Source organism: Streptomyces sp. NPDC007205 (genome assembly GCF_040634095.1).
Lineage (GTDB): Bacteria > Actinomycetota > Actinomycetes > Streptomycetales > Streptomycetaceae > Streptomyces.
The window spans coordinates 158206-181952 of record NZ_JBEYEW010000002.1 but is presented as its reverse complement, the minus strand read 5'-3'; the positions used below and the strand labels follow the sequence as shown (position 1 = coordinate 181952).

The following is a 23747-nucleotide window of genomic DNA, read 5'->3' as shown; positions in this document are numbered from 1 at the left end:
TGAGTGCTGCGCGGGGCAGGTGGCTGGGAGTGCCCGGTCGTGGCCGGGTGCGGGTCCGTTCCGGTTGGCCGCGCGGTTCCCCGCGACCCTTCAACCACGCTGCAGTTCATGGCGTAGAGCGTCCAGGTCCGATCCTCCCGCCATCTGCTGGGTCAGCTCGTCCAGCGTGATCTCGTCCCGTGTGTAATTGCCCACCATGGTGCCTCGCCGCAGGAGGACGAAGCGGTCGCCCACCAGGTACGCATGGTGCGGGTTGTGGGTGATGAGAACGACACCCAGGCCCTCGTCACGTGCCGCGGCCACATATTTCAGCACCACACCGGACTGCTTCACGCCCAGTGCCGCCGTCGGCTCGTCCAGGACCAGGACCTTCGCGCCGAAGTGGACCGCGCGGGCGATCGCCACGCACTGGCGTTCGCCGCCGGAGAGGGTGCCGATGGGCTGGTCGACGTCGCGGAGGTCGATGCCCATGCGGTGCAGTGCCTCGCGGGTGGTGCGGCGCATGAGGCCGGTGTCCAGGCGCTTGAAGGGGCCGACGCCCTTGCGGGGCTCGGAGCCCAGGAAGAAGTTGCGCCAGACCGGCATCAGCGGGACGACGGCCAGGTCCTGGTAGACCGTGGCGATGCCCCGGTCCAGGGCCTCGCGCGGGGAGGCGAAGTGGGTCTCCTCGCCCTCGATGCGCAGCGTGCCGCCGTCGTGGCGGTGCAGGCCCGCGATCATCTTGATCAGGGTCGACTTGCCCGCGCCGTTGTCGCCCAGGACGCAGGTGATCTCGCCCGCGTGGACCTCCAGGGAGACGCCTTCCAGGGCGCGGACGGTGCCGTAGCGCTTGCTGACGTCGGTCAGCTCCACCAGTGTCACTTGCTCGCCTCCGCGCGCTTGCGGACCCAGGCGTTGAGCAGGGTCGCGAGGAGCAGCATCGCTCCGAGGAAGAACTTGAACCAGTCGGGGTTCCACTCGGCGAAGACGATGCCCTTGCTGGTCATGCCGAACAGGAGGGCGCCGACGGCGGAGCCGATCGCGCTGCCGTAGCCGCCGGTGATCAGGCAGCCGCCGATGACGGCCGCGATGATGTAGATCAGCTCGTTGCCGACGCCCTCGCCGGACTGGACGGCGTCGAAGGAGAAGAGCAGGTGCTGGCCGGAGATCCAGGCGCCGAACGCGACGCCCATATAGAGGGCGATCTTGGTCTTGGCGACCGGGACGCCGACCGCGCGCGCCGCGTCCTCGTTGCCGCCGACGGCGAAGATCCAGTTGCCGGCGCGGGTGCGCAGCAGGATCCAGGAGGCGAGGGCGACCAGGCCCAGCCACCACAGGATGGTGACCTTGAAGTCGACGCCGCCGAGGGTGAGGGTCGAGGCGAAGACGGCGTGGGCGCTCGGGAAGCCCTCCATGTCGGCGATGGTCTTGGTGGAGACCGTGCCGTCGATCAGCTTGGTGAAGCCGAGGTTCATGCCGGTCAGCATCAGGAACGTGCCCAGTGTGACGATGAAGCTGGGCAGTTTCGTGCGGGTGAGCAGGAAGCCGTTGAAGGCGCCGACGGCCAGCGTCACGAGGAGGGACACGCCGACGCCGACCCAGGTGTTCGCCGTCATCTGGTAGCTGGACATGGACGAGATCAGCGCCGACGACGTCACCAGGACGCCGGCCGACAGGTCGAACTCGCCGCCGATCATCAGCAGGGCCACGGGTACGGCCATGATGCCGATGGTCGAGGAGGCGTACAGGACCGTGCTGAGGCTGGCGGCGCGCAGGAAGCCGTCGGCGGCGAGGGCGAAGAAGACGAAGACGGCGAGTGCGCCGACGACCGAGCCCAGTTCGGGCCGTGCGAGCAGCCTTCTCAGCGGCGAGGTCTGAAGAATCCTTTCATCAACGGGGGTGCTCATCGGGTGCCCCGCTCGGTGTACGCGGCCAGCGCGGACGCCTGGGCCCTGGTGATGATCTGCGGGCCGGTCAGGACCGGCTTGCCGCCGCCGAGCACGTCGCCGTTGTACTTGTAGGCCCACAGCAGGTCGACCGCCTCGTAGCCCTGGAGGTACGGCTGCTGGTCCACGGCGAAGCCGAGGGTGCCGTCCTTCAGCGAGGCCGCGACCTTGGCGTTGAGGTCGAAGGTGTCGATCTCGGCCTTGCTGCCGGCGTCGGACCTGGCCTTCACGGCGGTGTCCGCGTAGGGCGCGCCGAGGGTGACGACGGAGTCGATGGAGCCGTCGGCCTGCAGCTTGGCCTCGATGGCGGACTGGACGTCGGGCATGTTGGTGCCGTTGACGTAGAGCTTCTGCAGGGCGCCGTGGAAGGTCCTGGCGACGCCGTCGCAGCGCTGCTCGTGCCCGACGTTGCCCTGCTCGTGCAGCACGCACAGGGCCTTCTTCTTCCCGCGCTTGTTGAGCTCGTCGCCGACGGCCTCGCCGGCGATCGTCTCGTCCTGGCCGATGTGGGTGAGGGCGCCGAAGGCCTTGGACTCGGCGGAGCCGGAGTTCACGGTGATGACCGGGATGCCGGCCTTCTCGGCGCGGGCCACGGCGGCCTTCATGGCGTCCGGCTTGGCGAGGGTGACGATGATGCCGTCGACCTTCTTGTCGACCGCCGCGTCCACCAGCTGCGCCTGCTGCTGGGCCTCGTCGTCGTGCGAGTAGAGGAAGTTGATGTTGTCCTTGACGGCGGCCTGCTTGGCGCCGCTCTGCACGATGTCCCAGAAGGTGTCGCCGTCTCCCGAGTGGGTGATCATCGCGAAGGTCCAGCGCGGGGTGTTCACCGCCGCCCTCCCCTGGGCCGCGGCGGCCTTGCGGGCGTCCTCGGCCCGCTTGCCCCCGGTACTGCTGCACGCCCCCAGGGACAGCGAAAGTGCCCCTGTCAGCGCGATGACTGCCCAGGTCCGAAACCGTGCCACGCGGCAGTGCCCCTTCTGTGTTCCTGCTCCGACGGACGAGAGGGACTGCCGGACGCCCCGGCAGCCCCAAACGCTCCAGTATCAAACACAGGGAACACTCGTGACGCGGCAGGGAGCACCCACCCCGTGCGATTGTCCGGACATTGCGACGAACCGGTGGGTGCGTCAGGGCCGGACGAGCAGCTGGAACTCGAAGGAGTAGCGCGTCGGTCGGTAGGTGTGATCGCCGAACTCGACCGCGCGGCCGGTGTCGTCGAAGGTGGTGCGCTGCATGGTGAGCAGCGGGGCGCCCTCGGTCTCGGCGAGCCGCTCGGCCTCGGCGGCCGTGGCCGCGCGGGCGCCGATGGACTGGCGGGCGCTGTGCAGGGTGATACCGGCGGAGCGCATCAGCCGGTACAGGCCGGTGGCCTCCAGCTGGCCGGTGTCCAGGTCGAGCAGGCCGGGCGGGAGGTGGTTGACCAGGTACGCCATCGGCTCGGCGTGCGCGAGGCGCAGCCGCTCGATGCGGTGCACGTCGCTGCCCTCGGGGACGCCGAGCGCGGCGGCGACGGCGGCGGAGGCCGGCAGGACGGTGTTGACCAGGACCTTGGTCGTGGGGCGCTGGCCGGCCGCCTCCAGGTCGTCGTAGAGGCTGCTCAGCTCCAGCGGGCGCTTGACCTGGCTGTGCACCACCTGGGTACCGACGCCGCGGCGGCGCACGAGGAGTCCCTTGTCGACGAGGGACTGGATGGCCTGGCGGACGGTCGGCCGGGACAGGCCGAGCCGTGCGGCCAGCTCGATCTCGTTGCCCAGCAGGCTGCCCGGGGTGAGGCTGCCGTGCTCGATGGCGGCCTCCAGCTGCTGGGAGAGCTGGAAGTACAGCGGCACCGGGGAGCTACGGTCCACACGGAGGTCGAGCGACACGGTCGGGTCCACATCTGGTTTCGGCACGAGCCCGAGCGTAGCCCTGTGATCGGTTGACGGGAAGTTGTGTAGTCCGATTGTCCGGACATATGCATTGACAGGGTGCGGGGTCCGCCCTCACTTTGTTTCCATGCGCATCGGGGTCATCGGTACGGGCCGCATCGGCACCCTTCACGCGAGAACGCTCAGCCGCCACCGCGAGATCGGATCGCTCATCCTGACGGACGCGGATCCGGCGCGGGCGCAGGCGCTGGCGCACCGGCTGGGCGAGACGGCGGCGCCGGGTGTGGACGAGATCTTCACGTGGGGGGTGGACGCGGTGGTGATCACCACGGCGACACCGGCCCATGCCGAACTGATCGGCCGGGCGGCCCGCTCGGGCCTGCCGGTCTTCTGCGAGAAGCCGATCGCACTCGACCTGCCGGGCACGCTGCAGGCGCTCGCCGAGGTGGAGACGGCCGGAACGATTCTGCAGATGGGGTTCCAGCGGCGCTTCGACGCGGGATACGCCGGCGCCCGGGAGGCCGTGCGCGCGGGACGGCTCGGCCGGCTGCACACCGTGCGCGCGATGACCTGCGACCAGTCCCCTCCCCCGGCCGAGTGGCTGCCGCTGTCCGGCGGGCTGTTCCGGGACACGCTGATCCACGACTTCGACGTGCTGCGCTGGGTGACGGGCCGCGAGGCGGCCGAGGTGTACGCCACCGGCTCGGACGGCGGCCTCCCGCTGTTCCGCGAGGCCGGGGACGTCGGTACGGGCGCGGTACTGCTCACCCTGGACGACGGCACGCTCGCCACGGCGACGGCGACCCGGCTGAACGGCGCGGGCTACGACGTGCGCATGGAGCTGGCCGGGGAACGGGACACGGTGGTGGTGGGCCTGGACGACCGTACGCCGCTCGCGTCCACCGAACCGACCGGACCGCCGCCCGCGGACAAGCCGTGGACCGGCTTCCTGGAACGGTTCGGGCCCGCGTACGAGGCGGAGCTGAACGCCTTCGTGGACGTGATCCGCGGCGAGCGCCCCAATCCGTGCGACGGCCACGAGGCCCTGCAGGCGCTGCGGATCGCCGAGGCCTGCGAGGTCTCCCGACGGGAGCGGCGCCCGGTGCCCCTCACCGACATCCCGAACCGCCCACGCCCGTCCGACGGCTGACCACGACACGGCCACGGGCCGGGCGACGGCACCGCGACGACCGCCCGACTCGGACGACCGCACCGGGCCATGCCACCGGTCGTCGGCGTAACGCGGACGACCACGCCGCCCCAGGCGACGGCAACGCGGCGCCGCCGTCGGCCGAGCGCCCGTGGCACGGGCCGCCTCCCCGGCGGGGCGGCGCCGGGGGATTCTTCGGGCTGGGCCGCTGGTGTGGCCCGGCCCGGCTGCCGCCGGCCGCCCTGCCTCGCCGGCCGTGGGGGTGCGGTTCGCCCCGCCGGCCCGAGTGGCGCCGAGGGCCTCGCCGACTCCGGCGGGGCGTGCGGCGTGCGGTGGTTACCAGCGCACCGGCAGGTTGCGTACGCCTCTCATCAGCAGGCCCGGGAGCCATTCGCCCGGGTCGCCGTCCAGGGCGAGGCCGGGGGCGCGGCGCAGCAGGGTGCCGATGGCCGTGCTGCCCTCCAGGCGGGCCAGGGGTGCGCCGAGGCAGTGGTGGATGCCGTGGCCGAAGGCGAGGTGGCCTCGGGTGTCGCGGCGGATGTCGAACCGGTGCGGATCGTCGTAGCGCTCGCCGTCGCGCTGGGCGGCGGTGAGGCTGATCACCACATGGGCGCCCTGCTCGATGGCCGCACCGGCGATCTCCAGGGGCTCGGCGGCGAACCGGTAGGTGGTGCTCTGCACCGGGCCGTCGTAGCGCAGCATCTCCTCGACGGCGCCGTCCAGGAGGCTCATGTCGGCGCGCAGGGCGGCGAGTTGGGCGGGGTGGGTCAGCAGGGCCAGGACGCCGTTGCCGATGAGGTTGACCGTGGTCTCATGCCCGGCGATCAGCAGCAGGAAGGCCATGCCGCGCAGTTCCTGTGCGGAGAGCCGGTCGCCGTCCTCGGCGGTGGTGCGGATCAGATCGCTGAGCAGGTCGTCGGTGGCGCCGGAGCGGCGCTTGTCCTCGATCAGCTCGGTGAGGTAGGCGCCGAGGCTGACGACCGCGTCGTATGCCGTCTGCTCATTGGTCGGCGCGACCACCTCCGTGGACGTCTTGCGGAACTCCTCGCGGTCCATGTCCGGGACGCCGAGGAGTTCGCAGATGACGGTGATGGGCAGCGGGTAGGCGAAGGAGGCGATGAGGTCGGCACGGCCGGCCGGGAGCATCTCGTCCAGCAGTTCGTCGGTGATCTGCTGGATGCGCGGGCGCAGCTGCTCCACCCGGCGCATCGTGAACGCGCGCGTGACGAGCGCGCGCAGGCGGGTGTGCTGGGGCGGATCGGTGGCCAGCAGGTGCTCGCCGATCATCTCCTGCTCCATGACGGTCACGCCGATCTTGCTGACGTCCTTGGCCAGCCGGTTGTCGGCGAGGGCTGCACGCGCCTCCTCGTACCCGACGACCAGCCAGGCCGGGTCCTGCCAGTCCGGCAGCCGGACGCGGTGGACGGGGCCCTGCTCGCGCAGCCGGGCGTACACCGGATGAGGATCCGCGCGAAAGGCGTCCCCCAACTCCCCCAGGTCGATCACGTGTTGCCTGTCCATCGCTCCCCTTCCGGACTCCCCCGAGGCTCTCCGGGCGCCCCCCGGTACAGGCACAACGCGCGGCGCGCGGGCTTAGTGCCCGTCCTCCTCTAGGAGTCCGGCGTCGTAGGCGAGCAGCGCGATCTGCACGCGGTTGTCGAGGCCGACCTTGGCGAGGATGCGGGAGACGTGCGTCTTGACGGTGGCCACGCTCATGAACAGTTCGGTGGCGATCGCCGCGTTGGCGAGGCCGCGGCCGACGGCGACGGCGACCTCGCGTTCGCGGTCGTTGAGGGCGGCGAGCCGGTCACGCGCGCGTGCCTGGCGTGCGTCGGCGGCGCCACCGGCCGCGTGCCGCATCAACTGCCGGGTGACGGCGGGCGACAGGACGGGGTCGCCGGCCGCGACCCTGCGCACGGCGTCGACGATCTCGGCGGGCGGGGTGTCCTTCAGGACGAATCCGGCGGCGCCCGCGCGCAGGGCGTGCAGCACCTGCTCGTCGGCGTGGAAGGTGGTGAGCACCACGACCTGCGGGGCGTCGGCCCGTGCGCGCAGCCGCTCGGTCGCGGTGAGCCCGTCCACCGAGGGCATCCGCAGGTCCATGAGGACGACGTCCGGCCGGGTGCGCGCGACGAGTTCCTCGGCCCGGGCGCCGTCCGCGGCCTCCCCGACGATCTCGATGTCCTCGGCCCCGCCGATCATCAGCGCCAGTCCGGCGCGTACGAGCGGGTCGTCGTCGACGAGGAGGAGTCTGATCGGTGTCATGAGCCTTACGTAATCACGGTGCGGGCGGCGCGCGGGGCCCCGCCGGCGGACGACGGGATCGTCAGTCCGCCGGTCCGGTCCGGGCCCACGGCAGCCAGGCCCGTACCGCGAACCCCCCGTCGGCCGTGGTGCCGTGCTCCAGCCGGCCGCCGGTCAGGCTAGCGCGTTCGGTGAGGCCGATCAGGCCCTGGCCGGAGCCGGGAACGGGGGCGGGCTCGGTGGTGGGCGGCGGGTTGGTGATCGCGAGGGTGAGACAGTCCCCGGGGGTGCCGGTGAGGCTCAGGGTGACCTCGGCGCCGGGGGCGTGTTTGCGGGCGTTGGTCAGGGCCTCCTGGGCGATGCGGTAGGCGGTGCGGCCGACGGAGGCGGGGACGGCGGCCGGGTCGGCGACGCGGTGGTCCAGGGTGACCTTCATGCCCGCCTCGCGGCACTCGGCGACGAGGGCGTCCAGCGCGGCCAGCGTCGGACGCCGCTCGCCGGCCGTCTCCTCGGACTCGCCGGCCCGCAGCACGCCGATGATCTCCCGCAGATCCTGCAGCGCCTCGTGCGCGCTCTCCCGGATCACCCCGGCGGCCCGGGTGATCTCCTCGGGCGGTGCGTCCGGCCGGAACTCCAGGGCGCCCGCGTGCACGCTGAGCAGGGTGAGCCGGTGGGCGAGGACGTCGTGCATCTCGCGGGCGATGGCCTCGCGGGCCAGGCGCTGGGCCTGCTCGGCCCGCAGCCGTGCCTCGGTCTCCGCCCGGTGGGCCCGGTCTCTGAGGCTCAGCATCAGCATGCGTTTGGAGCGGACGAACATGCCCCAGCCGGTGATCGACACCGTGAGCAGCGTGGTGAACACGACGGTTCCGGCGTAGGACAGGTCGGGGTCGGGCCGCAGCCAGTAGAAGAGCGGGACCAGCGCGAGGTCGACGCCGCCGATCCAGGCCACGTAGCGGAAGGGGCGGTGCACGGCGAGCGTGAACAGGGCGACCATCGCCACACCGCCCGAGGTGTCCGACAGCAGGCCGACCGGGACCATCGCGGCGGCGAGCCCGGCCGGCCACCGGCGCCGCAGCCAGACCGCCGCGCAGGCCACGGCGCCGAGCGTCTGGTCGAGGACGGCGAGGGAGTGCGGCAGACCGGGTTCGTCGGACACGGACCGCGCCGCCGCCAGACCGATGACGGCGGCCAGCAGGAAACAGGAGGTGTCGACGACCCAGTCACGCGCGGTGCGCCGCGGCCGCCGGCCGGAAGCGCGGGCGTCCAGGTCCAGCTCGTGCACCAGGGCCGAGGGGAACAGCCAGCGGCGGCCCGCGAACCCCTGCGTCATCCGTATCGGCTCGTCCTTGCTCACGGTCGGCAAATCTACGCAGGATCGGCCGCCGGGGCCGTGGCGTACACCCGATCAGCGACCAAAGTCGCACGCTTGTGGACTTTCGGCGGCGTGACACCGGGGGGAGCAGTCGTGCGGCGCCACGAAGCTCGCCCCGTGGCCGTGGGGGCAGGCCGCGGGGCGAGGGGAGCTGTGAACTCGGCTCAGCAGCCGAAGTCGATCAGGTCGAACGTGGCGTAGTGGTCGGAGGTGTAGTAGTCCTCCTGGGACTCCTCACCGGTGACGATGCGCCGGGCACCGCGCGTGGGGGCGCCAGGGGTGATCACCGTGTACTCGTGGTAGTAGCCGGACCTCTGGCTGGGCAGGACACCTTCCTTGTTGGTGAAGACGGTGCCGTCCTGCGAGTACGGGAAGGGCCCGCCCTGGTCGATCAGGTTCAGGGTGTCGTGGGCCTGCGAGGGCAGGTCGCCGTAGCAGATGCTGCCGACCGACGCGGTTGCGACGGCCGTCGTGGGGGCGGCGTTCGCCGTGGTGGCGGAGACGGTGCCGCCCACGAGGAGGGCGGACAGGAGTGCGGCTGCGGCGCCGACACGAGTGGCGCGTGGGGGGAATCTCATGCCCTCATGATGACGCGCGTAGACGTTGGCATGTCAACGACAAAGTTGAAGGTTTTCCCGTCAAGTCCGATGAGTTTTCGCGAAGTTAACCTGCCGCCCGGCGTCCCCACACGGTCCCCACAAGCACCAGCGCGCCTCCCGCGAGCCCCGGCGCCCCGAGCCGTTCCCCGCCGAGGGCGATACCCGCGGCGGCGGCCCACAGCGGCTCCGTGCCGAGCAGCAGTCCCACCCGGGACGGGGAGGTACGGCGGACCGCCCACATCTGCACGAAGAAGGCGAAGACCGTGCACAGCACCGACAGGAACAGCAGCCCCGCCCAGTCCCGCGGACCGAAGTCCCCCGCGGCCGTCCAGGGCGCAGGGCCCCCGGAGACGGCGCACAGGAGGGCGAACACGGCGACGGACGCGCCGAGCTGGACCGTGGTGAGCGGCAGCGCGTCGGCGCCCTGGACGGCCCTGGTCCGGGACAGGGCGAGCACATGCAGCGTGCGGGCCAGCGCGGCGAGCAGCATCAGCAGGTCGCCGGTGCCCGGCCGGGTGAAGCCGCCGCCCTGGGTGAGCAGTACGACGCCGAGCACGGAGAGCAGCGCCGCGCCGAGGAAGCCGGGGGCCGGCCGGGTACGGGTGGCGGCGGCCTCGGCGAGCGGCGTGAAGACCATGGTGAGGCTGATGATGAGCCCCGCGTTGGTCGCCGAGGTGTGCACCACCCCGTAGGTCTCCAGCAGGAAGATCCCGCTGAGGATCACTCCCAGCAGGGCCGCCCCGCGCCACTGGGCCGCGGTCAGGGCGCGCAGGGCGCGGCGGGCGGCGACGGCCAGGACGGGCAGGGCGAGCGCGAAGCGCAGCACCAGGACGGCGAGCACCGAACGGGCGGTGGTGATGTCCTTGGCCGCGAGATAGCTGGCGCCCCAGCAGACCGCGACGAGCAGCAGCGGCAGGTCGGTGTGCCAGGCGCGGCGGGGCGCGGCGGCTCCCGGTACGGCGATCGACGACATGGGTGCGGCACTCCCGGTCTCCGGAGGGGGTGCGCAGACGTCGGCGGCTCGCACGGGGCGCGATCACCGTACCGGCGGGGGCGATCTTGGGACTAGGAGTTTTCCGGGAGCTCGTAGGAGCCGTACCGCGGCCTTCCGGCCAGGTCGTAGGACTGGATGGAGACACCGGCGGAGGTGACGCGTCCGGCGGTGTGCGTGAAGGCGGTCGGTACGGCGCCCTCGGCGAACAGGCGGAGGCCGGTGCCGAGCACCACCGGGAAGGTGAGCAGATGGAGGGTGTCGAGGAGTCCGAGGTCGAGCAGGGAGCGGACCAGGGCACCGCTGCCGTGCACCTGGAGCTCGCCGTCGGTGCGCTCCTTGAGGGCGGTGACCTCCTTGGCGAGGTCGCCGCCGATCACGGTGGTGCCGGACCAGCCGGGGTCGGTGAGGGTGGACGAGGCGACGTACTTCGGCAGGGCGTTCAGCTTGGCGGCGATCGGGTCGGCGGGATCGGTCACCTTCGGCCAGAACGAGGCGAAGATCTCGTACGTGCGGCGGCCGAGCAGGAATGCGCCCGCGCGCCCGAAGACCTCGGTGACGAACCGGCCGAAGTCGTCGTCTCCGTACGTGAAGCTCCAGCCGCCGTGCTCGAAGCCGCCCCGGGTGTCCTCCTGGGGGCCGCCGGGCGCCTGGTAGACGCCGTCGAGGGTGACGAAGATGGTGGAGACGAGCTTGCCCATGGCGGGTGCCTTCTTTCCGGGTGCGGGGTCTGTGTCATCAGCTCAGACCCCGCAGGCATCCGCAACTCATCGGTTCAGCCGGCGTGGGTGGAGAACAGGCCGCCTGTCGGGCCCTGCTTGTCGCCGCCCTGGGCCTTCTTCAGGGCGTTGGCGAGGGACTCGATGGTGAGGGACTGCAGGATCACCCGGCCGTTGCCCTCCAGGGTGGCCAGGGACAGGCCCTCGCCGCCGAACACGGCGTTCATGATCCCCTGGCGGTTGAGGCCGCCGACGCGCTGGACGCCGTACTGGATGCCCTCCTCGAAGGCGACCACGCAGCCGGTGTCCACCTCGATACGGCCGCCGAAGTCCGCTGGGTTGAGGTCGATGAAGTTGCCCGCGCCGGCGATGATCACCGTGCCGTACCCGGTGAACTTCTCCAGGATGAAGCCCTCGCCGCCGCTCATGCCGGTGCGGGCGCCGGCGAAGGCGATACCGAAGTCGACGGTGGACTCGGCGGCCACGAAGGCGTCCTTCTCGGCGAACCACGCGCGCGTGCCGTCGAGTTCCAGGGCCCGCATCTCGCCCGGGAGCACGCCGGCGAAACCGACCGTGCCCTCGCCGCCCTGGGAGGTGAAGTACTGGAACGCCAGGGACTCGCCCGCGAGCATGCGCTGGCCCACCTGCATGGCGGTGCCCATGGCCTGGCGCAGCAGGCCGCCCATACCGCCCCCGCCGCCCTGGCCCTGCTGCCCGCCGTTTCCGGACGGGCCGGACAGGCGCGTCTCCATGGTCACGTTCGTCGTCTTGAACAGGAACTTCCCGGCCTCGCAGTACACGGTCTGGCCGGGCTGCAGGTTGACGACCGCCATCTGCATGGCATTGCCGACGATCTCTTGCTGAAGGGTCACGCGGGAAGAACGCGGGAGGCGGACCCGTAAGTTCCAGGTGACCGGAAACGGGTCCTTGTGGGTGACACGCGGGGCGCCCCGGTGCTGTCCAGGCCGGGGGCGCCCCGCGCGGGTACGGGGTGGGTCAGCCGCCCAGTTCCTGGTGCCGGGCGGCGAGGCCGGCCGCGCCCTGCTCGGTCAGGGAGCCGTACAGGCGCAGGCGGGAGATGCCGCCGTCGGGGAAGATGTCCACGCGCGCGTGCGTGCCGACGGCCGGCTCCGGGAGCACGAAGCGGTGGTTGGTGTCGGGCTGCAGGCGGGTGCGCGGCAGGATCTCCGTCCAGTCGCCGTTCTCACCGTCCTTCACGGACACCGACGCCCAGCCGGCGCTGTTGCCCTTCAGGTAGGCCGTGTCGATCTCGATCGCGCGGATCTGCGACTGGGCGGCCAGCTGGTAGCGGATCCAGTCGTTGCCCCGGTCACGGCGGCGGCGGGTCTCCCAGCCGTCGTCCATCTTGCGCGAGCGGCCCGGCTGGATGGTGTTGGTGGCGGGGGAGTAGAAGAGGTTGGAGGCGTCCTCGACCCGGCCGCCGTTCTCCAGCGCGACCACGTCGAAGGTGCCGAGGACCGCCAGCCACTCGGGATCGGGTACGACCTCGCCGTACACGCGCAGGCGGGCGATGCCGCCGTCGGGGTGCTGGTTGACGCGCAGATGCGTGAAGCGCTGCTCCACCGACACGGAGAAACCGTTCGCCGCGTGGCCGCCGACCGCCGTGCGCGGGACGATCGTCGTCCACTTCACGTCGTCGCCCAGCAGCTCCTGAGGGGACGGCGCACCGGGTACGGACGCGGCCTCGATGGAGACCGCCTGCGGGTAGTTGCCGCGGAAGTGGGCGGTGTCGACGACGATCCCGCGGATCACCCCGGGCGCGCCGAGCCGGACCAGCGCCCAGTCGTGGTCCTCGGCGGTCGGCCACGGGTGCTCGGCGGAGGCGCCGCGCCGGCGGCGGGTCTCCCAGCCGTCCATGATCTTGCCCTTGTGCCCGAAGTGCTCGGGGTCGAACTCGGCCGCCTCGGGCACCAGCAGGTTCTCCCGCTGGGCGAAGAACTCGTCGTTGGCGGCGATGACACCGGCGCCGAGCTGCCGGTCGGCGAGGTTGGCGTACTGGGTGAAGGGGAAGTCGGCGGTGCGGTAGTCCGCGTACGGGTCGCCGCCTCCGTAGGGGTTCGCGTCGCCGGTGAAGGTGGCCCAACTCGAATGTTGCTGCGCCGTCACGGTGATCAGGGGGTCCTTTCTGGAGTCGGCCGGGTGGGGGTGCGGTGGGGGCTTACTGGGGGCGGGCGAGCAGCGCGCCCTTCGGCTCGGTGAACTCGCCGCCGTCGACGATGCGTTCGCCGCGCAGCCAGGTGGACTTCACGACGCCGTACAGGGTCTTGCCGGCGTACGCGGTGACCCGGTTGCGGTGCTGGAGACCGGCCGGGTCGACGGTGAAGGTCTCGTCGGGGGCGAGGACCGCGAAGTCGGCGTCACGTCCGGCCTCGATGGCGCCCTTCCGTCCCAGGCCCACGAGGGACGCGGTCCGCGTGGACATCCAGCGCACGACGTCCTCCAGGCCGTGGCCGCGCCGCCGGGCCTCGGTCCACACGGCGGACAGGCTGAGCTGGAGGCCGGAGATGCCGCCCCAGGCGGTGGCGAAGTCGGCGGTCTTCAGGTCGGCGGTGGAGGGCGAGTGGTCGGTGACGACACAGTCGATGGTGCCGTCGGCCAGCGCCTCCCAGAGCAGGTCCTGGTTGGCGGCCTCGCGGATCGGCGGGCAGCACTTGAACTCGCTCGCGCCGTCCGGGACTTCCTCGGCGGTCAGGGTGAGGTAGTGCGGGCAGGTCTCCACGGTGATCCGCACGCCCTCGGCGCGGGCGGCCCGGATCAGCGGCAGCGCGTCGCTGGAGGACAGGTGCAGGACGTGCACGCGCGCGTCCAGGCGGCGGGCCTGCGCGATGAGGCTCGCGATGGCCGTGTCCTCGGCGTCGCGCGGGCGGGAGGCGAGGAAGTCGGCGTACCTGGGGCCGCCGTGCTGCGGGGCGGCGGCGAGGTGGTGCGGGTCCTCGGCGTGCACGATCAGCAGGCCGCCGAAGCCGGCGATCTCCGCCAGGGTCCGGGCCAGCTGGTCCTGGTCGAGGTGGGGGAACTCGTCCACGCCGGACGGGGACAGGAACGCCTTGAAGCCGAGGACACCGGCGTCGTGCAGCGGGCGCAGGTCCTTGGTGTTGTCCGGCAGGGCGCCGCCCCAGAAGCCGACGTCGACGTGCGCCTTGTCGGCGGCCACCTGCTGCTTGACCCGCAGGTTCTCGACGGTCGTGGTCGGCGGGAGCGAGTTGAGCGGCATGTCGACCAGCGTGGTGATGCCGCCGGCCGCCGCCGCGCGCGTGGCGGTCCAGAAGCCCTCCCACTCGGTGCGGCCGGGGTCGTTGACGTGCACGTGGGTGTCGACCAGGCCGGGCAGCAGGACGTGGTCGCCGAAGTCCTCCAGCCGCGCGCCGGCCCGGACCTGAGCGTCGTACGGCAGGACGGCCGTGATCCTCCCGGCGGCCACGGTGACCGTGGCGGCCCGTGTCCCCTCCGGAGTGATGACGCGCGTCGAGCGCAGGACCAGTTCAGCGTCGGACACCCGAACCCCTCTCTGTATCGCCGTTTTACGCCGCCGAAAACGGGATTTACACCCACGTAACGGATTTCAACGTTCTGTTGAAGGAGTCTTCACTCCCGCTTCTCCGCCGTCAAGGGGCACACTTCTGGGCACCACGCAGCCGCACAGACTCTGGACGTTTCCACAAAGCGGAATTAGAATTCCAGCAAGCAGAACGTAGCTACGTACGATCAGGGAGTCAACCGGCCGCCGGGTAGGCTTCTGCCCTCCTGTCAGCCCCGAAAGGAACGCGCCGTGCCGACGTCCAGCGCCAGCACCACCGACTCCGCCAAGCCCTCCAACGGAGGCGGCGTCCAGTCCCTCGAGCGCGCCTTCGATCTGCTGGAGCGGATGGCGGACGCGGGCGGCGAGGTCGGCCTGAGCGAGCTGTCCGCGACCAGCGGGCTGCCGCTGCCGACCATCCACCGGCTGATGCGCACGCTGGTCGCCTGCGGATACGTCCGCCAGCAGCCGAACCGGCGGTACGCGCTCGGTCCCCGGCTGATCCGGCTCGGCGAGTCGGCGTCCCGGCTGCTCGGCACGTGGGCGCGGCCGTACCTCGCGCGGCTGGTCGAGGAGACCGGCGAGACCGCGAACATGGCGCTGCTGGACGGCGACGAGATCGTGTACGTGGCGCAGGTGCCGTCGAAGCACTCGATGCGGATGTTCACCGAGGTGGGGCGCAGGGTGCTGCCGCACTCGACCGGGGTGGGCAAGGCGCTGTTGGCCGGGGTGCCGGACGAGGAGGTGCGGGCGCTGCTCGCCCGCACCGGGATGCCCGCGGCCACCGAGAAGACCATCACCACGCCGGAGGGATTCCTGGCGGCGCTGGAGGAGGTGCGGCAGGCGGGGTACGCCGTGGACGACAACGAGCAGGAGATAGGGGTTCGGTGCCTCGCGGTGTCCGTACCGGAGTCTCCGACGGCTGCGGCGATCTCCATCTCGGGGCCTGCCGGGCGGGTGACGGAAGCGGCCACCGACAAGATCGTGCCGATGTTGCAGCAGATCGCCCTCGAGCTGTCCCAGGCTCTGGCCAGTTCGGGCGCCTGAGGAGGCTGCGCCGCACGTGCGCGGGCGGCTGCGGGTGCACCGTGGCTGATCGCGCCATGCCCCGCGCCCCTGGGTAGGTCACACCGCCGCACGCCTTCAAGCCTGCGGCGGCCCCCCGAACATGTCCACCGCCTGCCGTACCTCCCCCAGGCCCCTGGCCAAGGCACTCACCGAGCCGATCGCACCGGCGATCAGTAAAAGGGAGCTGCGCAGACGCGGGATCTCCGGTGAACCGCCGGAGGCCATCGCCGCCAGCGCCGCCAGTTCGTCCTCGGCTATGGCACGGTCGGGAAACTCGGACGGGAGCGCGGCGAGTTCGCGGCGCAGCCGGGACACCGCGGTCCGCAGTTCCGCCACTCTCGGGTCCTCGCCCCTGCCGGTCACTGACCTCTGCCCCAAGCTCCGCAACACAGCCCTCCCCCTCACACGCCGTCGTGCGCGGGTCAGTAAACGCCACCGCGTCCGGGAGCGCCACCGCGCGGACCGAAATTCAGCCCAAGGGAAACGGGCCGTCGCCCCTCGCGTCAGGTATGCAGGACGCATGACGGACAAGCATCACGAGGAGGTCGCCGGGCTGCTGCTCGCCGCCGGCGGGGGCAGACGGCTCGGCGGGCGCCCCAAGGCGCTGCTGGAGCACCGGGGGCGCCCGCTGGTCGAGCACGCGGCCGGGGTGCTGCGCGCCGCCGGGTGCGCACGCGTGCACGTCGTCCTGGGCGCCCGTGCCGACGAGGTACGGGCGCGTGCCGATCTGGCCGGCTGTGTGCTCGTGGACAACCCCGACTGGGCCGAGGGCATGGGCTCCTCGCTGCGCGCCGGGCTGGCCTCGCTCGCCGGTACCGGGGCGCACGCGGCCCTGGTGAGCCTCGTCGACCAGCCGGCCATCGGACCGGCGGCCGTGGCGCGGGTACTCGGTGCGTTCGAGGACGAGAAGTCGCTGGTCTCGGCCGCCTACGACGGCACGCGCGGGCATCCGGTGCTCTTCGGCGCGGCCCACTGGCCGGGCATCGCGGCGACGGCCACCGGGGATCGAGGGGCCCGCGCCTACCTCGCGGAGCACGCCGGGCACATCCGGCTCGTGGAGTGCGCGGACGTGGCCGCGCCGTACGACATCGACACCGAAGCCGACCTGCGCCACCTTGAGTGAAGGGGGTGGCACTGAGCGCCACCTTGCCTCGACCCAGAGAATCTCGACATCAACAAACCATTGAAGTTCCACAATGAGAAAACTAGTATCCACTGTTCAGAAGCGCCTGCCCGCACAGTCGGCGCTGTTCGCCCTATTCGTGCCGCTAGGCACCCGGTGCCACCGCTGAAGGAAGTGACAGCTCATGTCCGCACCAGCGCCGTCCCCGCTGGCCATCGTCGACGCCGAGCCCCTGCCCCGGCAGGAAGAGGTCCTCACGGACGCGGCGCTCGCCTTCGTGGCGGAGCTGCACCGGCGGTTCACCCCGCGCCGTGACGAACTCCTCGCCCGCCGGGCCGAGCGCCGCGCCGAGATCGCCCGCACCTCCACCCTCGACTTCCTGCCCGAGACGGCCGCGATCCGCGCGGACGACTCCTGGAAGGTCGCCCCGGCACCGGCCGCGCTGAACGACCGGCGCGTCGAGATCACCGGCCCCACCGACCGCAAGATGACCATCAACGCGCTCAACTCGGGTGCGCGGGTCTGGCTCGCCGACTTCGAGGACGCCTCCGCGCCCACCTGGGAGAACGTGGTCCTCGGCCAGATCAACCTGATCGACGCCTACACCCGCGGCATCGACTTCACCGACCCGGGGTCCGGGAAGTCGTACGCCCTCCGGCCGAACGAGGAACTGGCCACGGTCGTCATGCGCCCGCGCGGCTGGCACCTGAACGAGCGGCACCTCGCCGACACCGACGGCCGTGCCGTCCCCGGCGCCTTCGTCGACTTCGGCCTGTACTTCTTCCACAACGCCCAGCGGCTGCTGGACCTCGGCAAGGGCCCGTACTTCTACCTGCCGAAGACCGAGTCGCACCTCGAGGCCCGGCTGTGGAACGACGTGTTCGTCTTCGCGCAGGACTACGTCGGCATCCCGCAGGGCACCGTCCGTGCCACCGTCCTGATCGAGACGATCACGGCGGCGTACGAGATGGAGGAGATCCTCTACGAACTCCGCGACCACGCCTCCGGGTTGAACGCCGGCCGCTGGGACTACCTGTTCTCCATCGTCAAGAACTTCCGTGACGGCGGCGCCAGGTTCGTCCTGCCGGACCGCAACGCGGTCACGATGACCGCCCCGTTCATGCGCGCGTACACCGAACTCCTCGTCCGCACCTGCCACAAGCGCGGTGCGCACGCCATCGGCGGCATGGCGGCGTTCATCCCGTCCCGCCGGGACGCGGAGGTCAACAAGGTCGCCTTCGAGAAGGTGCGCGCCGACAAGGACCGCGAGGCGAACGACGGCTTCGACGGGTCCTGGGTCGCCCACCCCGACCTCGTCCCGATCGCCATGGAGTCCTTCGACAGGGTCCTCGGCGACAAGCCGAACCAGAAGGACCGGCTGCGCGAGGACGTGCACGTCGAGGCGGCCGACCTCATCGCGATCGACTCGCTGGAGGCGAAGCCGACGTACGCCGGTCTGGTCAACGCCGTCCAGGTCGGCATCCGTTACATCGAGGCCTGGCTGCGCGGACTCGGCGCGGTCGCCATCTTCAACCTCATGGAGGACGCGGCCACCGCCGAGATCTCCCGGTCCCAGATCTGGCAGTGGATCAACGCGGGCGTCGAGTTCGAGAACGGCGACAGGGCCACGCCCGAACTGGCCCGCAAGGTCGCGGCCGAGGAACTGGACGCCATCCGCAAGGAGATCGGCGAGGAGGCCTTCGCGGCCGGCCACTGGCAGGAGGCACACGACCTGCTGCTGACGGTCTCTCTGGACGAGGACTACGCCGACTTCCTGACCCTGCCGGCGTACGAGCAGCTCAAGGGCTGACGATCACCCGGTGGTGGCCCCGGGGACTCCCCCGGGGCCACTGGGCGTTCAGCCCAGGTGCGCCGACCAGTCCTGTTCCGCCGCCGGCTTGCCGTGCAGGTCGGGGACGCGCTTGAGCCAGTCCGGGCGGCCCGCCTGCGTCTTCTCGGCGCGGGCGGCCTCCTCGGCCGCGAGCTGTGCACGGCCCGGGAAGTCGGTGGGCAGCCACTCGTGCGACAGGCGCACACGGGCCAGGAGGTAGTCGACGTAGGCGGCGCGGACGTCGTCGGGCGTCGCGAAGCCGGCGTCCTCGGCCAGCCAGGCGTCCGGGACCTCGGCGACGATGCCGCGCAGCAGTTCCCCGGTCACCCGTGGCGCGAGTTCGGCGTCCGCGGCGCGGACGTCGGGGCCGTAGTGGCCGAGGGCGTGGTGGCGGAAGTCGTACCGCTTGCCCGGGGTCGTGGTGTCCCAGCGGTGGTGGAAGACGAGGGCGGCGCCGTGGTCGATCAGCCACAGGCGCGGCGGCGCGGTGCCGAGCGTCGGCCAGACCATGAGGTTGGAGCTGTGGACCGTGCGGTCCACGTTGACGGTCAGCGCGTCCAGCCAGACGATCCGGCCGGCCTCCAGCGGGTCCACGGGGAAGGTCTTCGCGATCTGAGGGGTGAAATCCCGGGCGCCCGGCAGAAAGTCCATGCCGAGGTTCACCCCCGCGCTCGCGCCGTGCAGCTCCCGCACCTCCTGGTGCGGTTCGCCGGCGGCGATGGCGGGGTCGAAGTGGACGAGGACCAGCTCGGGGAAGCGCAGGCCGAGCGCGCGGGCGAGTTCGCCGACGATCACCTCGGCGACCAGGGCCTTGTGCCCCTGTGCCGAGCCGGTGAACTTGACGACGTACGTGCCGTCGTCGTCGGCCTCGACGACCCCGGGCACGGAGCCGCCGGACCGCAGCGGGGTCACGTATCGAACAGCAGTCACGTCGCGCAGCACACCAGCCACCCTAAAGCAGGCCGCCGGGTGACATCCCTCACAGGAGTGTCGGCCACTAAGGAGGCCGGATAGTAGGTGCCGCCCCGGGGATATAGAGGACTTGTCCGTCTTGCCACGGATTCGAGTCGCCCGGCGAGCGAGGGCGCGTCACCCGCCCGGCGACGCCTCCCATACCCCGTCCCCTGCGCGTTTCTGACAGGACGACAGCAGAGAGCAAACGTCGCGCATGCGAAGTCGGCATCTCTTCGCCCGTCTGGCAAGGCCCGCCCCGGCCTACGAGGCGGGGTAGTAGAAGCAGGGTGGAAGGGACCTTTGCGCTCTTTGTGAGGCCGTCCTGAGAATGACCGCTCGGCGATCACCGAGTGAGGTTCACGCATGGGCAAGCACCGCAGGACGCAGTACTACCGGCGGATAGTCATCGCCGCCGTCGCCATCGGCGCCGTCGGCGTACCATCCGTCGCCCTGGCCTGTTCCGACTGGCCGTACGGCCCGGACGACCCGGCCCAGGGCGCCGTGCCGACCGCGGCCTCGTTGCAGTGGCAGCACGCCCACCGGCATCACCACCATCACCACCGCAACGGCCACCACACCGGCACAGCGCCGTCCACTGCGCCGTCCACCGCGCCGTCCGCGCCCCGGGCCACCGCTCACCCGAGCGTCCCGACGAAGGCCGCGGCCCCCGCGCCCGCGACCACCACCGTCCCCAGGGCCACCGCCGCCGCGCCCACGGCCCCTGCCGCGCCGAGCACCCCGAAGGCCACGCCGAGCACGCCCAAGGCCACCGCCACGGCGTCCGGGGTCGTCGCGCGCATCGTGCAGCTCGTCAACGCCGAGCGCGCCCGGGCCGGTTGCCAGGACCTGACCCTGAACCCGGCGCTGACCAGGGCCGCGCAGGCCCACAGCGCGGACATGGCGGCCCACCAGAACATGTCGCACACCGGGTCCGACGGATCCGCCCCGGGCGACCGCATCACGGCTGCCGGCTACGCCTGGAGCGCCTACGGCGAGAACGTCGCCTACGGCTACAGCACCGCGGACGAGGTCATGGCGGGCTGGATGTCCAGCCCCGGACACCGGGCCAACATCCTCAACTGCTCGTTCCAGCAGATCGGCGTCGGTCTCGCACAGCCGGGCAGCTACTGGACCCAGGACTTCGGCACGGCCCGGTGAGCCGCGCCGGGGATCAGCGGGCCGCCAGCGGGTTCGGCAGGGGCAGATAGCGGGCGTCCGCGCCGTCCGCGCCGGTCCAGCGCAGCAGCAGGTTGGTCTTGCCGGGCAGGGTGGGCGCGGTGAGCAGGCCGGGGATCTCGGGCAGGCGGTGCCGGGCGAGTTCGCCGCGGGCGGCCGGCCAGGGGTCGAGTCCGGGGTGGTGTTCGGCGAGGGCGGCGGCGATCTCGGCGAGGTGGTTGACGACCAGGCAGTAGACCAGCCGTTCCCAGCCCGCGGCCCTGCTCACGTCCGGCAGCAGCTTGGCGCCCTCGGCGTCGCGGAACAGCGCCTGGACGGGGGTCCCGGCCGCGTCCACGGCGACGAGCGTGTTCTGCAGGTGGGCCTCCAGGACGACTCCGTGTGCGTCGAAGGCCGTCAGGGCGGGCGGGACGACCTGCCGCAGATACGCCTCCCACCAGGCCGCCGGGTCGGCCGCACCGGCCAGCGGGCTGCCGTCGAAGCCCTCGGCGAGACCGGCGGCGAGCAGCGGGGTGGCGCCCGGCAGCAGGTGGCCGCGCAGACCGTCCCGGACGAGGACGGCCAGTTCCTCGAAGGCGAAGGCGGCCGTGCGGTAGCCACGGTCGCTCAGCCAGGCCGCGGGCGGGCCCAGCGCCGCGAAGGCGTGCCCGGCGGCCCTGTCGGTGCGGCGCAGCCGGCGCAGGTCATGGCGCCACAGCCGGCGGATGTCGTTGGTGATGCGGACGTCCAGGCTGAACTTCAGGAACACATCGCGCCGCGGCTCGTACACCGTGCGGACCGCCGCCGTGGGCCAGGTGTCGAAGGCGGTCTCGCCGAGGCGGAGCAGGCGGCCGTCGGCGAAGGCCTCCGCCAGCTCCGGGCCCGCCAGCTCCAGTTGCCAGGGGTGGGCCGGCAGCAGCCGGTAGCCGGGCGGGGCGGTGCCGAGCGCGTCCAGGGCGCCGGTGTCACCCTCCTCGGCCACCTGGTCCTCGCGCACCCCGAGCAGCACCAGTGGGAAACGGGCGTGCGCCTCGGGGGCGTACGGCAGCCAGGACGCGACCGGGCCGCCGCCGCGCGCCTTGGGGGCGGGGTGGCAGGGGTGGCCGGTGATCAGCGACTGCTCGGAGAGCAGATAGGGGTCCGCGGGCGGCGTCGCCCGGGCGCGGGCGGTGAGCAGCGCGGCGACCGCGTCCCGGCTGTCGGCCATCTCGGCGGGCAGGTCGCCGCCCGCCAGCCCGGTGTGCCGGCGCAGTTCCTCGGCGACCAGTTTGACCAGTTCGGCGTGGTCCACGCGGTGCCAGACCCCGGCCGCGCACACCTCGGGTTCGGCGGGGCGCCGGCCGGGGCGCACACGCAGCAGCCGCCCGCTCGGCAGCCGGTGCACCCGCGGGTCACCGGGGTCCGGCTCGGCCACCTCGCGCAGCAGGCAGTTCAGCACAGGCGCGGCCGCGTAGGCGTCGGCGCGGCGGCCGACGGCGTCGGTGGGGGGTGTGAGGTCCACGCGATCCGTTCGTTTCGTCGGGGGTCGTCGCGCCCAGTATGTCTGTCGTCCCCGACAATCGTCCTGCGTGCAGTGTGCAACCGAGGAGCCGACCGTGCACCGTCCCCCCACCACCGAGGCCCGGGTCGCCGAGGAGCTGGCCGCCGTACGGCCGGCGCTGCTGCCCCGGTACACGGCTGAGTTGCCGGGCGCCCGCGCCGCCGTGCTGACCCGGCTGTGGCGGGCGCTGGCCCACGAGCCGCTGCCGTGGATCACCGGCCGGGTGCACGGCGCGCACAGCCTGGCGCTGCGGCTCGCCGACGGCCGGACGCTGTACGGGCCGCCCGCGGACCCGTACAGCACCAGCGCGTACGTCACCGGCGTCCGCCTGGACCGGGAGCGCCACGCGGATCCGGCCGGACTGGTGACCGCCCTCGCGGTGCCGCACGGCGCGGCCTTCGCCGCCGAACTGGCGGACAGTGTCGCCTCGTTGGCGCTGTCGCGGGCCGACGCGGATCACCCGGAGGAGTGGCCCGTGGGGGTCCTCCCGGCCGGAGGCCGGGGAAGGGACTGGGAGTGGGAACAGCGGGTGACCGACGGGCATCCGTACCACCCGGGCTGCCGCTCCCGGCCCGGTTTCTCGGTGGCCGACCAGCTGGCGTACGGCCCGGAGCACCGGCCGGTGGTGGAGCTGGGGACGGTGCCCGTGCCGGCGGCGGACTGCGTGGTGAGCGGTGACTGGCCGGAGGAACTGCGCGACGGCGGACGGCTGCTGGTGCCCGTGCACCCCTGGCAGGCCGACCACGTCCTGAAGCGCTCGTACGGCCCCTGGCGCCCCGCCCGTCCCCTGCTGTCCCTGCGCACCCTCGCGCTGCCGGGCGGCGCGCATGTGAAGACCGCGCTGAGCGCCCGGCTGACGTCCTCCGTGCGGAGCATCTCGGTGTACTCGGTCCGGGCCGCCGCGCCGCTGACGGCTCTCGGCGAGGAGCTGGCGGCCCGCACCGACGGCCTGCTGCACTTCACCCGCACGCTGGGCGCGGTCTCGGCGCACTCCCCCGACCTGGCCGCGCTGCTGCGCGAGTCGCCCGAGGTGTACACGGGCCCGGGCGAACGGGTCCTCCCGGTGGCCGCGCTCCCCGCCACCGGCCTGCCGGACGCGCCCGACTGGATGGCCGCGTTCACCCGCCTGACCCTGACCGTGGGGCTGCGCCTGCTCGGCCTCGGCGTGGCCCTGGAGGCGCACGGCCAGAACCTGCTGGTGATCCTGGCGGCGGACGGCACCCCCCGGCGGCTGGTCTACCGCGACCTGGCCGACATCCGGATCAGCCCGGCCCGCCTGACCCGGCACGGCATCGCCCCGCCCGCGCTCAGCGGCCGCCTGGTCACCGACGACGAGACGGCCCTGCGCCGCAAGCTGTTCGGCTCCCTGGTGGCGGGCGCGCTGGCCGGTACGGCGGGTTCCGGCGCGGCGCTGGGGGCGGCCCTGTCCGCCGCCGTACCGGATCTGACGGACACCCCCGACCTGCGCACCCTGCGCGAAGGCCCGCTGCCGGCGAAGGCGTTGACCCTGATGCGGCTGTCCCCGAAGACTCCGGGCGACCAGTGGACGGCGCTGCCGAACCCGATGAGCTGAGACGTCGGACGACACGACCGGACGGAACGGGCCTGTCCGGCGCGGGGCGGTGATCCGGGCGCCGCTCGTTTTGGAGCCCGGCCCGTCCGCTCCATAA

General features: G+C 72.3%; 22 protein-coding genes. 6 read left to right on the top strand and 16 right to left on the bottom strand.

The features are described 5' to 3' along the window. Positions 1 to 90: 90 nt before the first annotated feature. The 4 genes from ABZ624_RS04375 to ABZ624_RS04360 form a co-directional block, all read right to left on the bottom strand. On the bottom strand, positions 91 to 861 hold the full coding sequence (locus ABZ624_RS04375; RefSeq protein ID WP_360082474.1) for an ATP-binding cassette domain-containing protein: 771 nt from the start codon (positions 859 to 861) through the stop codon (positions 91 to 93). Beyond that, positions 858 to 1886: an ABC transporter permease gene (locus tag ABZ624_RS04370; protein ID WP_360082472.1), complete on the bottom strand. Its 1029-nt coding sequence runs from the start codon at positions 1884 to 1886 to the stop codon at positions 858 to 860. The genes ABZ624_RS04375 and ABZ624_RS04370 overlap by 4 nt, the downstream gene beginning before the upstream one ends. Beyond that, complete coding sequence (locus tag ABZ624_RS04365; protein ID WP_360082470.1) at positions 1883 to 2887, bottom strand: sugar ABC transporter substrate-binding protein; 1005 nt, start codon at positions 2885 to 2887, stop codon at positions 1883 to 1885. Before ABZ624_RS04365 ends, ABZ624_RS04370 begins: the two co-directional genes overlap by 4 nt. Positions 2888 to 3052: 165 nt before the next feature. Then, the gene (locus tag ABZ624_RS04360; protein ID WP_360083183.1) at positions 3053 to 3790 is read right to left on the bottom strand and encodes a GntR family transcriptional regulator; all 738 of its coding nucleotides are present in this window, start codon (positions 3788 to 3790) and stop codon (positions 3053 to 3055) included. Positions 3791 to 3920: 130 nt separating this feature from the next. Here ABZ624_RS04360 and ABZ624_RS04355 point away from each other — a divergent pair, with 130 nt between their 5' ends. Continuing rightward, positions 3921 to 4943, top strand: a complete 1023-nt coding sequence (locus ABZ624_RS04355) for a Gfo/Idh/MocA family oxidoreductase (RefSeq protein ID WP_360082468.1) — start codon at positions 3921 to 3923, stop codon at positions 4941 to 4943. A gap of 336 nt (positions 4944 to 5279) precedes the next feature. Here the strand turns inward: ABZ624_RS04355 and ABZ624_RS04350 are convergent, their stop codons facing one another. From ABZ624_RS04350 to allB, 9 genes are all read right to left on the bottom strand, one after another. Further along, the gene (locus tag ABZ624_RS04350; RefSeq protein WP_360082465.1) at positions 5280 to 6464 is read right to left on the bottom strand and encodes a cytochrome P450; all 1185 of its coding nucleotides are present in this window, start codon (positions 6462 to 6464) and stop codon (positions 5280 to 5282) included. Between the two features lie 72 nt (positions 6465 to 6536). Then, positions 6537 to 7208, bottom strand: a complete 672-nt coding sequence (locus ABZ624_RS04345) for a response regulator transcription factor (RefSeq protein ID WP_360082463.1) — start codon at positions 7206 to 7208, stop codon at positions 6537 to 6539. Positions 7209 to 7269: 61 nt separating this feature from the next. Further along, positions 7270 to 8517 (bottom strand): histidine kinase, encoded by a 1248-nt coding sequence (locus ABZ624_RS04340; protein WP_360083181.1) that lies wholly within the window; start codon positions 8515 to 8517, stop codon positions 7270 to 7272. Positions 8518 to 8723: 206 nt separating this feature from the next. Further along, a complete protein-coding gene (locus ABZ624_RS04335; protein ID WP_360082460.1) occupies positions 8724 to 9137 on the bottom strand; it encodes a ribonuclease domain-containing protein in 414 nt (137 codons plus the stop codon). 85 nt (positions 9138 to 9222) lie between these two features. Beyond that, positions 9223 to 10131, bottom strand: coding sequence for a DMT family transporter (locus tag ABZ624_RS04330; protein WP_360082458.1), 909 nt, complete (start codon positions 10129 to 10131; stop codon positions 9223 to 9225). A 92-nt stretch (positions 10132 to 10223) separates the two neighbouring features. Next, a complete protein-coding gene (locus ABZ624_RS04325) occupies positions 10224 to 10850 on the bottom strand; it encodes a dihydrofolate reductase family protein (protein ID WP_360082456.1) in 627 nt (208 codons plus the stop codon). A gap of 74 nt (positions 10851 to 10924) precedes the next feature. After that, on the bottom strand, positions 10925 to 11740 hold the full coding sequence (locus tag ABZ624_RS04320) for an AIM24 family protein (RefSeq protein ID WP_360082454.1): 816 nt from the start codon (positions 11738 to 11740) through the stop codon (positions 10925 to 10927). Between the two features lie 124 nt (positions 11741 to 11864). Then, positions 11865 to 12995: an allantoicase gene (alc, locus tag ABZ624_RS04315; RefSeq protein WP_360082452.1), complete on the bottom strand. Its 1131-nt coding sequence runs from the start codon at positions 12993 to 12995 to the stop codon at positions 11865 to 11867. A gap of 52 nt (positions 12996 to 13047) precedes the next feature. Then, positions 13048 to 14385, bottom strand: coding sequence for an allantoinase AllB (gene allB, locus ABZ624_RS04310; RefSeq protein ID WP_360082450.1), 1338 nt, complete (start codon positions 14383 to 14385; stop codon positions 13048 to 13050). Positions 14386 to 14658: 273 nt separating this feature from the next. Here allB and ABZ624_RS04305 point away from each other — a divergent pair, with 273 nt between their 5' ends. Continuing rightward, on the top strand, positions 14659 to 15453 hold the full coding sequence (locus ABZ624_RS04305; protein ID WP_360082448.1) for an IclR family transcriptional regulator: 795 nt from the start codon (positions 14659 to 14661) through the stop codon (positions 15451 to 15453). Positions 15454 to 15549: 96 nt separating this feature from the next. Here ABZ624_RS04305 and ABZ624_RS04300 read toward each other — a convergent pair whose 3' ends face one another. Then, positions 15550 to 15864 (bottom strand): DUF5955 family protein, encoded by a 315-nt coding sequence (locus tag ABZ624_RS04300; protein WP_360082446.1) that lies wholly within the window; start codon positions 15862 to 15864, stop codon positions 15550 to 15552. A 130-nt stretch (positions 15865 to 15994) separates the two neighbouring features. Between ABZ624_RS04300 and ABZ624_RS04295 the strand changes: the two genes are divergently transcribed. Both ABZ624_RS04295 and aceB read left to right on the top strand, forming a co-directional pair. Next, entirely contained in the window at positions 15995 to 16597 is a 603-nt protein-coding gene (locus ABZ624_RS04295) for a nucleotidyltransferase family protein (protein WP_360082443.1), read from the top strand. Positions 16598 to 16781: 184 nt separating this feature from the next. Next, positions 16782 to 18407 (top strand): malate synthase A, encoded by a 1626-nt coding sequence (aceB, locus tag ABZ624_RS04290; protein ID WP_360082441.1) that lies wholly within the window; start codon positions 16782 to 16784, stop codon positions 18405 to 18407. A gap of 48 nt (positions 18408 to 18455) precedes the next feature. On the opposite strand, the gene ABZ624_RS04285 is transcribed toward aceB, so the two are convergent. Then, a complete protein-coding gene (locus tag ABZ624_RS04285) occupies positions 18456 to 19370 on the bottom strand; it encodes a HipA family kinase (RefSeq protein WP_360082439.1) in 915 nt (304 codons plus the stop codon). Between the two features lie 375 nt (positions 19371 to 19745). On the opposite strand from ABZ624_RS04285, the gene ABZ624_RS04280 reads away from it, so the two are divergent. Continuing rightward, positions 19746 to 20540: a CAP domain-containing protein gene (locus ABZ624_RS04280; protein WP_360082437.1), complete on the top strand. Its 795-nt coding sequence runs from the start codon at positions 19746 to 19748 to the stop codon at positions 20538 to 20540. A gap of 13 nt (positions 20541 to 20553) precedes the next feature. Here ABZ624_RS04280 and ABZ624_RS04275 read toward each other — a convergent pair whose 3' ends face one another. Then, positions 20554 to 22038 carry an IucA/IucC family protein gene (locus ABZ624_RS04275; protein ID WP_360082435.1) on the bottom strand — a complete coding sequence of 495 codons (1485 nt, stop codon included), beginning with the start codon at positions 22036 to 22038 and terminating at the stop codon, positions 20554 to 20556. Between the two features lie 94 nt (positions 22039 to 22132). On the opposite strand from ABZ624_RS04275, the gene ABZ624_RS04270 reads away from it, so the two are divergent. Next, positions 22133 to 23650, top strand: coding sequence for an IucA/IucC family siderophore biosynthesis protein (locus ABZ624_RS04270; RefSeq protein ID WP_360082433.1), 1518 nt, complete (start codon positions 22133 to 22135; stop codon positions 23648 to 23650). Positions 23651 to 23747 lie beyond the last annotated feature (97 nt).

Coding starts and splice junctions, on each gene's coding strand:
- ABZ624_RS04350 (WP_360082465.1), bottom strand. CDS start 6,464: ATGGACAGGCAACACGTGATCGACCTGGGGGAGTTGGGGGACGCCTTT.
- ABZ624_RS04355 (WP_360082468.1), top strand. CDS start 3,921: ATGCGCATCGGGGTCATCGGTACGGGCCGCATCGGCACCCTTCACGCG.
- ABZ624_RS04280 (WP_360082437.1), top strand. CDS start 19,746: ATGGGCAAGCACCGCAGGACGCAGTACTACCGGCGGATAGTCATCGCC.
- ABZ624_RS04370 (WP_360082472.1), bottom strand. CDS start 1,886: ATGAGCACCCCCGTTGATGAAAGGATTCTTCAGACCTCGCCGCTGAGA.
- ABZ624_RS04325 (WP_360082456.1), bottom strand. CDS start 10,850: ATGGGCAAGCTCGTCTCCACCATCTTCGTCACCCTCGACGGCGTCTAC.
- ABZ624_RS04295 (WP_360082443.1), top strand. CDS start 15,995: ATGACGGACAAGCATCACGAGGAGGTCGCCGGGCTGCTGCTCGCCGCC.
- ABZ624_RS04345 (WP_360082463.1), bottom strand. CDS start 7,208: ATGACACCGATCAGACTCCTCCTCGTCGACGACGACCCGCTCGTACGC.
- ABZ624_RS04335 (WP_360082460.1), bottom strand. CDS start 9,137: ATGAGATTCCCCCCACGCGCCACTCGTGTCGGCGCCGCAGCCGCACTC.
- aceB (WP_360082441.1), top strand. CDS start 16,782: ATGTCCGCACCAGCGCCGTCCCCGCTGGCCATCGTCGACGCCGAGCCC.
- ABZ624_RS04330 (WP_360082458.1), bottom strand. CDS start 10,131: ATGTCGTCGATCGCCGTACCGGGAGCCGCCGCGCCCCGCCGCGCCTGG.
- ABZ624_RS04340 (WP_360083181.1), bottom strand. CDS start 8,517: ATGACGCAGGGGTTCGCGGGCCGCCGCTGGCTGTTCCCCTCGGCCCTG.